Raw genomic sequence first — 16,006 nt, forward strand, 5'->3', positions numbered from 1 at the left:
ATTATTTTCCTCCCCGGGATTGCGACTGCGACTGCGATTGGGACTGGTACTGCATGGACGAGCCGTCCTGCAATATCCAGGTGTCCTTGGTGCCGCCGCCCTGCGACGAATTGACCACCAGCGATCCGTCTTTGAGCGCCACGCGCGTGAGGCCGCCCGGCACCATCTGCACTTCCTTGCCGCTCAGCACAAAAGGCCGCAGGTCGATATGGCGCGGCGCAATGCCGCTTTCAACATACGTGGGGCAGGTCGACAGGCTGAGAGTGGGTTGCGCAATGTAGCCCGACGGATTGGCCAGCAAGGCCGCGCGGAACTCTTCGATCTCGGCCTTGGTGGAAGCTGGCCCCACCAGCATGCCGTAGCCGCCGGCGCCGTGCACCTCCTTGACGACAAGGTCCTTCAGGTTGGCCAGGGTGTACTGCAAATCCTCGTTGTTGCGGCACATGTAGGTCGGCACATTTTTCAGGATGGGCTTTTCGCCAAGGTAGAACTCGATCATCTTGGGTACGTAGGGGTAAATCGACTTGTCGTCTGCCACGCCGGTGCCGATGGCGTTGCACAGCGAGACATTGCCGCTGCGGTACACATTGAGCAGGCCCGCGCAGCCCAGGGTGGAATTGGGGCGGAAGGCCAGCGGGTCGAGGAAGTCGTCGTCAACGCGGCGGTAGATCACGTCGACGCGTTTGGGGCCTCGCGTGGTGCGCATGTAGACGAAGTTGTCCTTGACGAAAAGGTCTTGCCCCTCGACCAGCTCGACGCCCATTTGCTGCGCCAGAAAGGCGTGTTCAAAATAGGCCGAGTTGTACATGCCGGGCGTCAGCACCACCACCGTGGGTTCGGCCGTGGCCGGCGGCGCCATGCCGCGCAGGGTTTCGAGCAGCAGGTCGGGGTAATGCGCAACAGGTGCAACGCGGTTTTCGCTGAAAAGCTCGGGGAAAAGCCGCATCATCATCTTGCGGTCTTCCAGCATGTAGCTCACGCCGCTGGGCACGCGCAGGTTGTCTTCGAGCACGTAGTACTCACCGTTGCCCTGCGCGTCGGGTGCACGGACGATATCGATGCCGCTGATGTGCGAATAGATATTGCCGGGCACATCAACGCCCATCATCTCGGGTCGGAACTGCGCATTCTGGAAGATCTGCTCGGACGGCACCACGCCGGCCTTGATGATTTCCTGGCCGTGGTACACGTCGTGGATGAAGCGGTTGAGCGCGGTGACGCGTTGTACCAGGCCTTTTTCCATGCTGGCCCACTCGTGGGCGGGGATGATGCGGGGAATCAGGTCAAAGGGAATCAGGCGTTCGGTGCCGGCGCCGTCTTCGTCCTTGGCACCGTAAACCGCAAAAGTGATGCCGACCCGGCGGAAAATCATTTCAGCTTCGGCGCGGCGGGCCTGCATCACGTCGGCAGGCTGCCGGGCCAGCCAACGCTGGTAACCCTGGTAATGCTCACGGACGCTGGACTCCGTGGCGTTCATTTCGTCGAACATCGGTCGGCTCATTGGCTTGATCTCCAGCAAGTTATGCGCATGGCAATTGTTTTAACGTAGCTTAGCAAGTTATGCGCCAAGGCGGTGCGTCCGCTCATTTTTTTAACGCTCAGGCACATGATGCCAGTAGCGCCTGCCCTGCTCCCGCTGGCACAAAATCTCGTCCGGACGAAGGCTTTGCCACGTAGCAGCCCCACACTGCGGCGATTTCACCAGGTGTACGCCGCGCTCGTCATAACGCGCCACCACGGACTCCACCGGGTGGCCGAAACGGTTTCGGTAACCCGACTGCACCATCGCCCACTGCGGCCTGACGGCATCGAGGAACACCGCGCTGGACGATGTTTTGCTGCCGTGGTGGGGTACCAGCAGGAAGTCGGCCCTGAGGCTGGCCGGAACGCTTGCCGCCAGCCGGAGTTCCTGCGGCGATTCGATGTCGCCGACCAGCAGGGCTGTGCGGCTGCCGCCAGCGATGCTGCTGGAGATGCGCAACACGCAGCTCATGGCGTTTGACTTGCTGGCGGCGTCGTAATCAGCGGCTACGGGGTGCAGCACCTCAAATGCCACGCCGTCCCATTCCCAGCGCTGGCCGGCCATGCAGCGGCTGGCTTTGCGCAGCGTTTGCAGCGGATGCCCGTCTTCAATCGAACTCACCAGGCTGGCTTCTGGCTGCATGGCCAGGACGGCTTGGGCCCCGCCGATGTGGTCGATGTCGCGGTGGCTGATCATGAGCATGTCCAGCCGCTCCCCCAACGCGCGCAACAGCGGCACCAGCACGCGGTGCCCGGCATCACTTTCGCGCGAAAAGCGCGGGCCGGCGTCATACAGCAGCGTGTGGCTTGCCGTACGCACCAGCACGGAATTGCCCTGCCCGATGTCCGCGGCCAGCAATTCAAACTGACCCGGCGCCACGCGCACCGGGTGCCACAACAGCACGGGCAATAGCAGGGGAACCCCCAGCACCCGAAAATGAAGCGGCAGCCGCGTGGCCAGCAGGCCGCCGCCCGCCACGCCGGCAACCGCACACCACAGCGGTGCCGCCGCCACACTGATGGAGGCCAGCGGCCAGCTCGCCAGCCATTGCAAAAACACTGCCAGCCCGCCGACCGACCATGCCGCCAGCGACCACACCGGTGCCCACGCCACGCCCAGCAAAGCCAGCGGCGTGATGAGCAGTGTTACCACCGGAATGGCCACGGCATTGGCCAGCAGGCCGACCAGCGAAACCTGGTTGAACAGCAGCAGCGACAGGGGCGTGAGTGCCAGCGTGACGACCCATTGCTCCCGCATGGCGCGGGCAACGCCGTCCAGCCACCTGGGCCGGTGCTGCCACCAGCGCCTGCCTTCAGGCAGATTTTTTGAGTGAAATTCGGCTGCAGCCCTTTCCCCATGAGCGCGAGCAGCTCCTGAATCTGTAGCAAACAAAACGCCCACCGCAACGAAAGACAACCAGAACCCGGCCTGCATCAGCGCCCACGGGTCCAGGGCCACTACCACGGCCATGGCCAGCAGCCAGGTCTGCAGCCAGGGCCACTGCCTGCCGCCTTGCCGAAGCAGAATCACGGTGGCCAGCATCCAGATGGTTCGCTGCGCGGGCACGCCCCAGCCGGAAAACAGCGCATACAGGGTGGCAAGCAGCAAGCCGCCCAAGGCACCTGCAGCGGCTGCCGGCAACACCAGGCACAACCGCGGCGTGAAACGCGCTGATCGCCGCCAAAGCGCGCCGATCAGCAGTGAGGCAGCCCAGGCGAACATGGTGATGTGGAGCCCGGAGATACTCATCAGGTGGGCCACGCCCGTGGCACGAAACACATCCCAGTCGGCGCGCTCGATGGCGGCCTGGTCGCCAACCACCAGCGCGGCAATGACACCGGCCAGCTGCCGGTTTTCGATGCGCTGAAAGATCGCTTCACGCACGGCTTGCCGGGTCTGCTCTATGGGGTGTTGCCAGCTGCTGGAGAGTTTTACCGGCGGTGTGTCCCGCGGCCCGGCACGCACATAGCCGGTAGCCTGTATGCCCTGCTCCCACAGCCAGAGTTCGTAGTCAAAACCATAGGGGTTGCTGTTGCCATGCGGCGCCTTGAGCCGCACCGTCATCTGCCAGCGTTCGCCGGCGCGCAGGGCTTGCGGCTGGCGCTGCAAGGCCAGCGCTATCTCGGACGGGTCGGCGTCTTGGGCCGGCACGGCGGGCTCGCGCCCGGCAAAGCCCGAATACCAGCCCAGCATGATGTGCGGCGGCAAGGTGACTTGGCCGCCATTGAGGCGCGCGGATTCCACGGCGAGGCGAAAGCGCAGCCCGTCTTCTCCGGGTTGCGGCATCGCCAGCACCTGGCCTGTGACCTCGATATCGCGGCCCTCCAGCGCCGGGTTGAGCGCCGCAGACAGAAAGGCGCCGGCACGCCAGCCCGTGAGGCCCACGCCGAGCAAGGCAGCAAGGGCAAAGGCCGAAACCACCCTGCCCCATGGAGGAAGGCGCAGCCTGCCAAAGCGCAGGTACAGGCCCGCCACGGTGCAGGCCAGAAGCGCCATGGCGGCATAAATCTGTTGCGGCCACAAGGCGGACTGCTGCAGCTGCAGGGCAACGCCCGCAATAAAACCGGCAAACACCGGCCCCGGGCTTGCATCACGCAGCCGCACCTCGGCTGATACAGGTCGATTCAAACCTGCCTCCCTTTGACTTGTTTTTATGCACTCACGCTTTGAGCTTAACGGGAAAGCGGGGCTGCCAGCCGACAGCAGCAAACAGCTGCTCGCCCCCCAGAGAGATATCGGGGAGCCATCAGAGAGCAAAAAGAGACCACGTGGCGCAGCTCTTGCTTTCAGAAATGCCACCAAATCCGGGTAAGCTGTTTACACGGCGTTCCTGAGACCGCAAGATGTGGCGGTCTGTTGAGCGTATTTTCCGAGGGCGTGGTTACACGCCCGTTCCTTTAAAAGCGAGGCTGCCTTGTCCATCCACGTCGCCCTGAGCCACATCACGCATTACAAATACGACCGCCTGGTCAAACTCGGTCCCCAAGTCGTGCGCCTGCGGCCTGCGCCGCACAGCCGCACGCAGGTGCTGTCGTATTCCCTCAGGGTTGAGCCCGCCGGGCATTTCATCAACTGGCAGCAGGACCCGTTTGCCAATTACCAGGCCCGGCTGGTGTTTCCCGAGCCGACGCGCGAGTTCAAGGTCACGGTGGACCTGGTGGTGGAAATGGCGGTGTTCAACCCGTTTGACTTCTTTCTTGAGCCCGCTGCCGAAGAATTCCCATTTACCTATAACGCATTGCAGGCCCGCGAACTGGCGCCCTACCTGGCCACCCAGCCGGCCACACCGCTGCTCAAGCGTTATCTTGAAAAAATCGACCGCACGCCCAAGCGCACCATCGATTTCCTGGTGGGCCTGAACCAGGGCTTGCAGTCAGACATCAAATACTCCATTCGCATGGAGCCCGGCGTGCAGACGCCCGAAGAAACCCTGCGCCTGGCCTGCGGCTCCTGCCGCGACACCGGCTGGCTGCTGGTGCAGCTGCTGCGCCACATGGGCCTGGCCGCGCGCTTTGTCTCGGGCTATTTGATCCAGCTGAAAGCCGACGTCAAATCCATCGACGGCCCCAGCGGCGCGGAAGCCGATTTCACCGACCTGCACGCCTGGTGCGAGGTGTTTTTGCCCGGCGCCGGCTGGGTCGGCCTGGACCCGACCTCGGGACTGATGGCCGGCGAAGGCCACATTCCGCTGGCGTGCACGCCCGAGCCGTCGAGCGCAGCGCCGGTCGAAGGCGGTGTCGACAAATCCGAAGTCGAGTTCGAGCACCACATGGCAGTGCAGCGTATCTACGAATCGCCGCGCGTGACCAAGCCCTACACCGAGGAGCAATGGCAAGCGGTGCTGGCATTGGGCGAAAAGGTCGATAAAGACCTGGCGGCCGGCGACGTGCGCCTGACCATGGGCGGCGAGCCGACCTTTGTGGCCACCACCGACCGCGACGCGGCCGAATGGAACATCGACGCGCTGGGCCCGACCAAACGCGGCTATGCGACCGAACTCGTGCAAAAGCTGCGCGCCGAATATGGCGAAGGCGGCTTCCTGCATTTCGGCCAGGGCAAGTGGTACCCGGGCGAGCAACTCCCGCGCTGGGCACTCAGCATTTTCTGGCGCAAGGACGGCCAGCCGATCTGGCAAAACCCGAACCTGTTTGCCGACGAACGCCAGCCCTGCAACTACACCAGCGCCGATGCGCAGCGCTTTGTGCAGACGCTGGCGGGCAAGCTGGGCCTGGCCACCACCTACATCACTCCGGGCTATGAAGATACCTGGTACTACCTCTGGCGTGAGCGCCGCCTGCCGGTCAACGTCGACCCGTTTGATTCGAAGCTGGACGACGCCATGGAGCGCGAACGCCTGCGCCGCGTCTTCATGCAGGGCCTGGATTCCGTGGTGGGCTATGTGCTGCCGCTGCAGACCAAAGAGCAGCTCAAGCAGAGAAACGCCGGTGCCTCGCCCGCGCTGAGTGGGCCCAAATGGACCACCGGCCCCTGGTTCTTCCGCGAAGAACGCATGTACCTGATGCCGGGCGATTCGCCCATGGGTTATCGCCTGCCGCTGGATTCGGTGCCCTGGGTGTCCAAGACCGACTACCCCTACATGATCGAGTCCGACCCATTTGCGCCGCGGCAAGACCTGCCGGCGGCTTCCGCACTGGCCGCGCGCTACAACGGCAGCTTCAGTGCGCCCAGTGGCGCCACACCGGCAGCCCCTTCGGCAGGCGGCAGCGCCAGTTCGCTCGCGCAGTACATGGCGCGCTACATGACGGGCAATACCGCGCTGTCGCAAGCCAGCCGCATCCTGCAATTCCGCCCGCTGGGAAACAACGGAACGAACGGTACGGACGGGTTGAATGGCAAGCCGGCCGCAGAGGCAACAACGCCTGCCGACGATCGCGCGCCCAAACCCTTTGAATCGGCCGCATGGCTCACGCGCACCGCGCTCTGCGTGGAAGTACGAGACCCATCCCGCGCCAATGGCCCGAAAGACAAACCGAAGGCCGACCCGGACAGCAAGGCCAACAAGTCGGGCCGTGGCGAAGTGGGTGCGATTTATGTCTTCATGCCGCCGATGGAGCGGCTGGAAGACTACCTCGACCTGCTGGCCGCGGTGGAAGCCACGGCGCAATCGCTGGGCGTGAGCCTCGTGCTCGAAGGCTACCCGCCACCGCGCGACCCGCGCCTGAAGATGCTGCAGGTCACACCCGACCCCGGCGTCATTGAAGTCAACATCCACCCGGCCTACAACTGGGGCGAGTTGGTGGAGCACACTGAATTCCTCTACAAGATCGCGCATGAAACGCGCCTGTCGGCCGAGAAGTTCATGACCGACGGCCGCCACACCGGCACCGGCGGCGGCAACCACTTTGTGCTGGGCGGCGCCACGCCCGCCGACAGCCCCTTCCTGCGCAAGCCCGAGGTTCTGGGCAGCCTGATCGCCTACTGGCACAACCATCCGTCGCTGAGCTATCTGTTCTCGGGCATGTTCATCGGCCCGACCAGCCAGGCGCCGCGCGTGGACGAGGCCCGCAACGACCAGCTGTACGAACTGGAAATCGCCCTGCGCGAGATCGAGAACAACCGCAAGAAGTATGGCGCCGACATGCCGCCCTGGCTGGTGGACCGTACGCTGCGCAACATCCTGGTCGACGTGACCGGCAACACGCACCGCAGCGAGTTCTGCATCGACAAGATGTATTCGCCCGACTCCGCCACCGGGCGCCTGGGCCTGCTGGAGCTGCGCGCGTTTGAAATGCCGCCGCATGCGCGCATGAGCATTGCCCAGCAGCTGCTGCTGCGCGCGCTGGTGTCGCGCTTCTGGAACAAGCCCTACCACGGCCGTGTCACGCGCTGGGGCACCGAGCTGCACGACCGCTTCCTGCTGCCGGGCTTTATACGCATGGATTTTGAAGACGTGCTGACCGAGCTGCGCGAGGCAGGTTACGCCTTCGACATGGCCTGGTTCGAACCGCACTTCGAGTTCCGCTTCCCGCTGATCGGACAGGTCAAGGCCAACAGCATTGAACTGACGCTGCGCAGTGCGCTGGAGCCCTGGCACGTGATGGGCGAAGAAGGCTCGGCCGGCGGCACGGTGCGTTACGTGGATTCATCGCTGGAACGCGTCGAAGTGCATGTGACGGGCCTGAACGACAACCGCTATGTCGTCACCGTCAACGGCCGTGCATTGCCGCTGCAAAGCACCGGCCGCGTCGGCGAATATGTGGCCGGTGTGCGCTACAAGGCCTGGAACCCGCCTTCGGCCCTGCACCCTTCCATCGGCGTGCATGCGCCGCTCACGTTTGACATCGTCGATACCTGGATGGAACGCTCGCTGGGCGGCTGCCAGTACCACGTGGCGCACCCGGGCGGGCGCAGCTACGACACGCTGCCGGTCAATTCGTACGAGGCTGAAAGCCGCCGCCTCACGCGCTTTTTCCGCATGGGCCATACACCCGGCAAGATGCGCGTCGCGCCGGCGCAGCCGAGCCGGGAGTTCCCGTTCACGCTCGATTTGCGCTGAATCTGTGCCGGCGGCAATCGCCCGGGAGCTTGAGAGCCCCGGGCGAAGCACCTCCCCGTACCGTCAACGGCTGTCTTATGGCTGCAACATTTGCATGCACAGGCGGCATAAATAGCCATTTGGCCGCGCATTGAACCCGCCTTGAGCCTTGCAGGGGATGGGCCACAGGCATACTTGCACCCACGTGGAAAATAACACCCAGTCACTTTTTGCCGCCCAGTCGCTTGAATCCCCCTGTGCACTGGCTGCCGCGCTGGCGCCCCATGCGGCGGCGGGGCATTTCGATGAGTTGCGGGGCCGTGTGTCCGAGGGCCCCGTGCCCGTGGAAACGGCCGCGCCGGCACAGCCCGCGCTGCGGGCCGCAGGCAGCCCCCCTGAAACCGCCCCCGCCCGGCCCGACGCCCCGGCGGCGGGGACGGACGACGCGCTGTCGCCCGACTGGACGCGCTTTTTCAACTTCCTCGGCAGCGACGGCTTTTACGACCTGAACCACCGCACCGCCAACCTGCGCCGCCAGATCCGCGACAACGGCGTGACCTACAACGTCTACGCCGACGCCAACGGCCCGCAGCGGCCCTGGTCGCTGGACCTATTCCCCATGATGGTCTCGCCCGCCGACTGGGCGCAGATCGAGGCCGGTATCCAGCAGCGCGCCCGCCTGCTGGACCGCGTGATGGCCGACATCTACGGCCCGCAGGAGCTGCTCTCCAAAGGCCTGCTGCCCAGCGCGCTGGTGCATGCCCACCCGGGTTACCTGCGCGGCATGCAGGGCGTGCAGCCGGCCGGCGGCACCTATCTGCACATTGCCGCCTTCGACATCGCGCACGGCCCCGACGGCCGCTGGTCGGTGGTGTCGCAGCGTACGCAGGCGCCTTCGGGCCTGGGCTACCTGCTGGAAAACCGCCTGACGATTTCACTGCTGTTCCCCGAAGCCTTCCGCGAAATGAAGGTGGAGCGGCTGGCCGCGTCGTACAAGGCGCTGGTGGATGGCCTCAAGGCCATGAGCCCGACGGACAGCAACGAGGAAAGCCGCGTGGTGCTGCTGACGCCGGGGCCTTACAACGAAACCTATTTCGAGCACGCCTACCTGGCGCGCTTCCTGGGCCTGACACTGGTCGAGGGCAGCGACCTGCTGGTGCGCGATGACAAGCTTTACCTGAAAACCCTGCGCGGCCTGGAGCGGGTGCATGGGCTGCTCAAGCGCCTGGACGACCAATTCCTCGATCCGCTGGAACTGCGCTCAGACTCCACACTGGGCGTGCCCGGCCTGCTGCAGGTGATACGCGCGGGCAATGTGCTGGTGGTCAATACGCCGGGCTCGGCCTTCCTCGAATCAAGCGCGCTGCTCGGCTTTCTTCCCGCACTCTCCGAGCACCTGCTCGGTGAAACCCTGGCCCTGCCCTCGCTGGCCACCTGGTGGTGCGGCGAGCAGGCGGTAATGCAGGACGTGCTGAGCCAGCTCAAGACCTGCGTGATCAAGCCGACCTACCCGGGCACCGGCATGGAATCCGTCATCGGCCATACCCTGTCGCGCCGTGCACTGGACGAATGGGCCGGCCGCATTGTTCGCCGGGGCGAAGACTTCACCGTGCAGGCTTATCTGCCTCTGCCGCAAACGCCGACCTGGCAGGGCGAGCGGATTTCCCCGCGCTCGGCCATGTTGCGCGTGTTTGCGGTGGCCGACGGCAACGGCTCCTGGCAGGTGCTGCCGGGCGGGCTGGCACGGCTGGCGGGCAAGAACGAAAACATGTCGTCGATGCAGCACGGCGGCAGCAGCGCCGACGTGTGGGTGCTGGGCGATCCATCGGCAGCCAGGGCGGCGGCCGAACACACCACCGCGCCGCGCACCGAGCAGCCGGCGCCTGCCTGGGCCGCTGCGCCGCTGCGCCACCGCCCGCCCGTGACCAGCCGCGCGGCCGAAAACCTTTTCTGGCTGGGCCGCTACACCGAGCGTGCCGAAAACTCCACGCGGCTGGCGCAGATCACGCTGCAATGCCTGGGCGGCGAAGACCAGACCTCGCAGCCCTTGCTGGCCTGGCTGACCAGTATGGCCGTCGGCAATGCGCTGGTGCTGGACACCGTGCCGCCGGCCACGCATGCGCGCCGTGTCTTCGAACGCGCGCTGATCGCCAACCTGGCCGACACCGAACAGGCCGCCAGCGTCGGTTTTAACCTGCGGGCCCTCAAGAGCGCCGCATCTGCCGTGCGCGAACGGCTGTCGCAGGAACAGTGGCACATGATCGTGCGCACCGAGACCGACTTCTTCCAGCGCTGCTCATCGTTCAGCGCTGTGGGCCAGACCCAAAGCCAGGGTGGGCAAAGCCAGAGCCAATCCAGCCAATATCTGCTCGAATATTCTTCCGTCGAGGCGCTGCGGGCGCTCGAGTCGGCCAGCGGCTTCCTCTCAGCCATGACGGGTGCGCAAACCGACCGCATGACACGCGACGACGGCTGGCGCCTCCTGAGCGTGGGCCGGCTGATTGAACGGCTCAACACCCTGGCGGGCGCATTGGTGCGCGGTTTCGAAACCGGATCGGTCTTTGAGGAAGGCGGCTTCAACGCCATGGTGGCGCTGTTCGACAGCACCATCACCTTCCACGCGCAGTACCAGCAGCGCCGCGACATCCCGGCCCTGCTCGACCTGCTGGTGCTGGACCGCGACAACCCGCGCTCCCTCGGCTGGGTGGTGCAGACCCTGCGCGGGCGCCTTGCCAAGCTGGCGGGCAGCGCGCCGGGCGACATGCCCGACCTGGCCATGGAACTGCCCGACCCCGGCAGCTGGGCCCTGGCTGATTTGTGCCAGGAAGCGCAGGCCAGCACCGGTGAAAGCGAAGATGAAAACGGCGGGCAACATGACGGGCGGCTGGTGCAGCTGCTCGAGCAATGCTGCGATGCCGCGCTGGAGCTGTCAGACACCTTGAGCCGCCGCTACTTCAGCCACGCGGCTTCTGCCAGCCAGAGCCTGGGCGCCTGAGCCCTAGGAGTTTTCCCGTGCTGCTTCATGTCGTTCACGAAACCCGTTACCGCTATACCCCGGTGGTGGAAAACGCGCACCATGTGGTGCACCTCAAGCCCGCCAGCCGAAACGGCCAGACCCTGCTGGACTATGCGCTGCGGGTGAATCCCGAACCGGTCCAGCTGCGCGAAACCGAAGACGTCTACGGCAACACGCGCACCTACTTTTCCCTGCAGGCGGCACATGAGAGCCTGACCGTGGTGGCCGACAGCATTGTCTCCACATCGGCCCTCAACCCGCTGCAATCAGAAGCGACCTTGTCCACGGGCAAGCCTGCATCGCCCGCCTGGGAGCAGGTGCGCGAACAGTTCCGTTACCGCGCCGGCGCGGCTTACGACAGCGCCTCCGAATTCCTCTTCGCCTCACCCTATGTGCCGCGCGACGATGCCTTCATCGAATTTGCCCGCCCCAGCTTCCTGCCGGGCAGGCCGCTGCCCGAGGCGGCGCGCGACCTGATGGAACGCATTCACAGCGCCATGACCTACGAGAGCGAGAGCACCGAAGTCAGCACGCCTGCGCTCGAGGCGCTCAAGCTGGGCAAAGGCGTATGCCAGGATTTCGCGCACATCATGGTGGCCTGCTGCCGCGCCATGGGCCTGCCGGCGCGTTATGTCAGCGGCTACCTTCTCACCACGCCACCGCCCGGCCAGCCACGGCTGGTGGGCAGCGACGCCTCGCATGCCTGGGCTTCGGTGTACTGCCCCGGCCTCGGCGCCTGGCTCGACTTCGACCCCACCAACAACCGCGCACCTGGTGAAGACTACGTCACGCTGGCCATCGGCCGCGACTTCCTCGATGTATCGCCCATGCGCGGTGTGATACGCGGCGGCGCACAGCACGTCCTCGACGTGGCCGTTACGGTGGAGCCGTTGGCAAGCGCCGGGAACTGACCGGTTTTCGCAAGGCTGGTGGCTCCTCCAGCAACGCACCCTCAAACGTGACTGCGCCACCGCTCCATCAATTCCTTTCATGACCCCAAAGGCCTCCGGAACCCGGGCACCATCCTACAATTCCCTGCACTGCCAGCCGGCCGCGCAGCCTCATTTGCTATCAAAAACATAGCTGCTCGCGCTTTCTCCCATTGGGCAGGAACCATTTTTCTTCACCAAAAGGACCATCATGAGCGCCTACGACAAGCTGAAAGCACTGAACATCACCCTGCCCACCGTGGCAACGCCCCTGGCAGCTTACCTGCCCTTCGTGCAGACCGGCAACCTGGTGTTCCTGAGCGGCCATATTGCCAAGAAGGACGGCAAGCCCCTCGTCGGCCAGCTCGGCAAGAACATGACGACAGAAGAAGGCAAGGCCGCCGCGCGCTCGGTCGCCATCGACCTGATGGGCACACTCGAAGCCGCCGTCGGCCTGGGCAAGGTCAAGCGCATCGTCAAGCTCATGAGCCTGGTCAACTCGACCGGCGACTATACCGAGCAGCACCTGGTGACCAATGGCGCCAGCGAGTTGTTTGCAGAAGTCTTCGGCGACGCCGGCAAGCATGCACGCAGCGCCTTTGGCGCGGCCCAGGTTCCCATGGGCGCTTGCGTCGAAATCGACCTGGTTGCTGAAGTCGAATAAGCCGGCTACCGCAGCACCCGCAATGGCTGTGGGGCCGACGCGCCGGCGACAAGCGCTATCTGGCGGCCCGGCTTAAACTCGTAGCGCTCGGCCATTTCGCCGGGCAGCGTTCTCAGGGCGGGGTGAAATTCCCCACCGGCGGTGTTTGCAGGCGACTGCATCAGCCCGCGAGCGCCTGGTTGCCGTGCTTCACATGGCAACCAGGGTCAGCAGATTTGGTTCAACTCCAAAGCCGACGGTCACAGTCCGGATGAAAGAGAGCGCGATGTTTACGGCTGTGCCGTGGGCGCCTATGGCTGGGTGCGGGTTCTCCGCAGCGGCTGTTGGTTCTCCCACGTGCTGGCCGCAGGCTCGTGCGCCCTGATTCTGGTAACACCTGGCAAAGAGGATTCCATGAGTCAGACAGATATTTCCCCACCTTCAGCTTCCCGTTCGGGCGGCGCACCCACCAAGGCACGTTTCGCCTTTATCCAGTCGTCCTGGCACGAAGACATCGTGGATCAGGGCCGCGGTGCCTTCCTGGCCGAGATGGCCCGGCAAGGCGTCGCCGCTGAATCCATCGACACGTTTGAAGTGCCCGGCGCGTTCGAGATTCCGCTCCACGCGAAAAAACTCGCACAGTCGGGCCGTTATGCAGGCGTGGTCTGTTGCGGGCTGGTGGTCGATGGCGGCATCTACCGCCATGAGTTTGTGGCCGATGCAGTGATCAGCGCGCTGATGGGCATCCAGCTGGAAACCGGCGTGCCGGTGTTTTCAGCGGTGCTGACGCCGCAGCATTTTCATGAGCATGACGAACACCGCAAGTTCTTCACCGCGCATTTCCTGACCAAGGGCAAGGAAGTGGCGCAAGCCTGCCTGGAGACGGTGGCCGGCCTGAAGAAGCTTGATCTGCTCTTGGCAGCTTGATTGCTGGATAGCTGGCAGACCGGCGAGCGCAGCATCTTGCTATTAAATCAATAGCTTCTTGCGCCCGCCAGTTATGGCCTTCAGTCAGTTTTACTCAACGCGGCTGATGCCGGTGGGTTTGAAGCCCAGGTCGGCCGCCTTGCCCTTGCGCGCGCGCGCTGCACGGGCGTTGTTCAGGCTGCGGATTTCCAGCGTCTCCTCGCGCGCCTTGCCGCCGCGGCCAATGCCTTCGATCTTCACGCTGCGCGTGTAAGCGGCTGCACCGGCCAAAGTGTCTTTGGCTTCAAGGTCGATCAGCATCAGGCCGCGCCCGCCGGCGGCCTGCATCTTGAGTTCGGCGATTTCAAAGGTCAGGATACGGCCGTTCGTCGAGGCGCAAGCCACATGCGTGGCCGGCACCAAAGGCGCGGCGCCGCTGTTGAAGGCGGCGTGCGACGGCCTGCAAATGGTTTCGCCTTCGGCGCAGCTGATGAAGGCCTTGCCGGCTTTGAGGCGCGACGTCATGTTCTCGACCGTGGCGAGGAAGCCGTAGCCGCCGCTGGCGCTCAGCAGCAATGCGGCATTGGACGGGCCCGCAAAATAATGCACCAGCTGCGTGCCGGACTCCAGGTCGATCAGGGTGGTAAGCGGCTGGCCGTCGCCGCGCGCACCGGGCAGCAAAGACACCGGCACCGAATAAATGCGGCCGCGTGAGCCGAAGGCCAGCAGCGTGTCGACGGTGCGGCATTCAAAGGTACCGTAAAGCCCGTCGCCGGACTTGAAGGCAAAGCCTGCCGGGTCATGTCCGTGGCCGTTGCGTGCGCGCACCCAGCCCTTGTCGCTGATGACCACAGTGACCGGTTCGTCGAGCACCTTGACTTCGAGTACGGCTTTTTTCTCGGCCTGGATCAGCGTGCGGCGTGCATCGGCGAACTGCTTGGCGTCGGCCTCGATTTCCTTGACCAGCAGGCGGCGCAAGGCGGCCGGGCTGGCCAGGATTTCCTCGAGCTTGCCCTGCTCTTCACGCAGGGTCTTGAGCTCCTGCTCGATCTTGATGGCTTCCAGTCGTGCGAGCTGGCGCAGGCGGATGTCGAGAATGTCATCGGCCTGGACATCGGTGAGCTTGAAGCGCGCAATCAGCGCAGCCTTGGGTTCGTCCGACTGGCGGATGATGGCAATCACCTCGTCGATGTTGAGCAGCACCAGCTGCCGGCCTTCAAGAATGTGGATGCGTGCCAGCAACTTGTCGAGGCGGAACTGCGAACGGCGCTGCACCGTTGTCTGGCGGAACTCGATCCACTCCAGCAGCATCTGCCGCAGGTTTTTCTGCGTCGGCTTGCCGTCCAGCCCGACCATGGTCAGGTTGATGGACGAGGAACTTTCCAGGCTGGTGTTGGCCAACAGGGTATTGATGAGTTCGGACTGGCCGATCTTGCTGGTCTTGGGCTCGAACACCAGGCGAACAGCGGCGTCCTTGCTGGATTCGTCGCGCACCACATCGAGCACGGCCAGGATGGTCTGCTTGAGCTGCACCTGATCCTGACTCAGGGCCTTTTTCCCGGTCTTGATCTTGGGATTGGTCAGCTCTTCGATTTCCTCCAGCACGCGCTGGGTGCTGACGCCGGGCGGCAGTTCCTGCACCACCAGTTGCCACTGGCCGCGCGCCAGTTCTTCAATCTTCCAGCGCGCGCGAACCTTGAGCGAACCGCGGCCCGTGTTGTAAGCTGCCGCGATTTCCGCGCTGCTCGAGATGATCTGGCCGCCGCCCGGGTAATCGGGCCCGGCGATCAGCGTGTACAACTCCTCGTCGCTGAGCTTGGGCGTCTTGATGAGTGCCACGCAGGCGTCGGCCACTTCGCGCAGGTTGTGACTGGGGATTTCGGTGGCCAGGCCGACGGCAATGCCGCTGGCGCCGTTGAGCAACGCAAACGGCAGGCGTGCCGGCAGCAGCTTGGGTTCCTCCGTCGTGCCGTCATAGTTCGGCATGAAGTTGACCGTGCCCTCGTCAATTTCGTCAAGCAGCAGGCGCGCGATCGGACTGAGGCGCGCCTCGGTATAGCGCATGGCGGCCGCGCCGTCACCGTCACGGCTGCCGAAATTTCCCTGGCCGTCGATCAGCGGATAGCGCAGACTGAAATCCTGCGCCATCCGCACCAGCGCATCGTAAGCAGCAGTATCACCATGCGGATGGAAATTGCCCAGCACGTCGCCGACCACCTTGGCGCTTTTGCGCGCCTTCGGACCCGCAGGCGCAGCGTTGGTGAACGACAGCCCCATCCGGTGCATCGCGTACAGGATGCGGCGCTGCACTGGTTTCTGGCCGTCGCAAATGTCAGGCAAGGCGCGGCCCTTGACAACGCTGAGCGCATATTCAAGGTAAGCCCGCTGCGCGTACGCAGCCAGGGAATCCTGGTCGGCGGGTTCGGGAATAGGGGCTACTGCGTCCGGTGTAAAGAGATCCATCTTGAGTTTGGCTTGGCGGGTAAGGTGGCGT

Annotated in this window: 8 protein-coding genes and 1 riboswitch; of the genes, 5 read left to right on the forward strand and 3 right to left on the reverse strand. The window is 64.5% G+C overall.

The window, feature by feature from the left end; translation table 11 throughout:
• Position 1: 1 nt before the first annotated feature.
• Positions 2-1,501: a circularly permuted type 2 ATP-grasp protein gene (locus tag AC1DYR_RS05885; RefSeq protein ID WP_477704264.1), complete on the reverse strand. Its 1,500-nt coding sequence runs from the start codon at positions 1,499-1,501 to the stop codon at positions 2-4.
• 90 nt (positions 1,502-1,591) lie between these two features.
• Positions 1,592-4,150, reverse strand: coding sequence for a DNA internalization-related competence protein ComEC/Rec2 (locus AC1DYR_RS05890; RefSeq protein WP_477704265.1), 2,559 nt, complete (start codon positions 4,148-4,150; stop codon positions 1,592-1,594).
• Positions 4,151-4,436: 286 nt separating this feature from the next.
• Between AC1DYR_RS05890 and AC1DYR_RS05895 the strand changes: the two genes are divergently transcribed.
• The 5 genes from AC1DYR_RS05895 to AC1DYR_RS05915 all read left to right on the forward strand — a co-directional run bounded on the left by AC1DYR_RS05895 (position 4,437) and on the right by AC1DYR_RS05915 (position 13,533).
• Positions 4,437-8,039 carry a transglutaminase family protein gene (locus AC1DYR_RS05895; RefSeq protein ID WP_477704266.1) on the forward strand — a complete coding sequence of 1,201 codons (3,603 nt, stop codon included), beginning with the start codon at positions 4,437-4,439 and terminating at the stop codon, positions 8,037-8,039.
• A gap of 184 nt (positions 8,040-8,223) precedes the next feature.
• Entirely contained in the window at positions 8,224-11,013 is a 2,790-nt protein-coding gene (locus AC1DYR_RS05900) for a circularly permuted type 2 ATP-grasp protein (RefSeq protein WP_477704267.1), read from the forward strand.
• A gap of 17 nt (positions 11,014-11,030) precedes the next feature.
• Positions 11,031-11,945 (forward strand): transglutaminase family protein, encoded by a 915-nt coding sequence (locus AC1DYR_RS05905; protein ID WP_477704268.1) that lies wholly within the window; start codon positions 11,031-11,033, stop codon positions 11,943-11,945.
• A 229-nt stretch (positions 11,946-12,174) separates the two neighbouring features.
• Positions 12,175-12,627: a RidA family protein gene (locus AC1DYR_RS05910; protein WP_477704269.1), complete on the forward strand. Its 453-nt coding sequence runs from the start codon at positions 12,175-12,177 to the stop codon at positions 12,625-12,627.
• 104 nt (positions 12,628-12,731) lie between these two features.
• A riboswitch (FMN riboswitch) is annotated at positions 12,732-12,893 on the forward strand.
• A gap of 127 nt (positions 12,894-13,020) precedes the next feature.
• Positions 13,021-13,533, forward strand: coding sequence for a 6,7-dimethyl-8-ribityllumazine synthase (locus tag AC1DYR_RS05915; RefSeq protein WP_477704270.1), 513 nt, complete (start codon positions 13,021-13,023; stop codon positions 13,531-13,533).
• Positions 13,534-13,623: 90 nt separating this feature from the next.
• Here the strand turns inward: AC1DYR_RS05915 and parC are convergent, their stop codons facing one another.
• Positions 13,624-15,975: a DNA topoisomerase IV subunit A gene (parC, locus tag AC1DYR_RS05920; RefSeq protein ID WP_477704271.1), complete on the reverse strand. Its 2,352-nt coding sequence runs from the start codon at positions 15,973-15,975 to the stop codon at positions 13,624-13,626.
• Positions 15,976-16,006: the final 31 nt, after the last annotated feature.

It is taken from the genome of Polaromonas sp. P1_F9 (assembly GCF_056405615.1).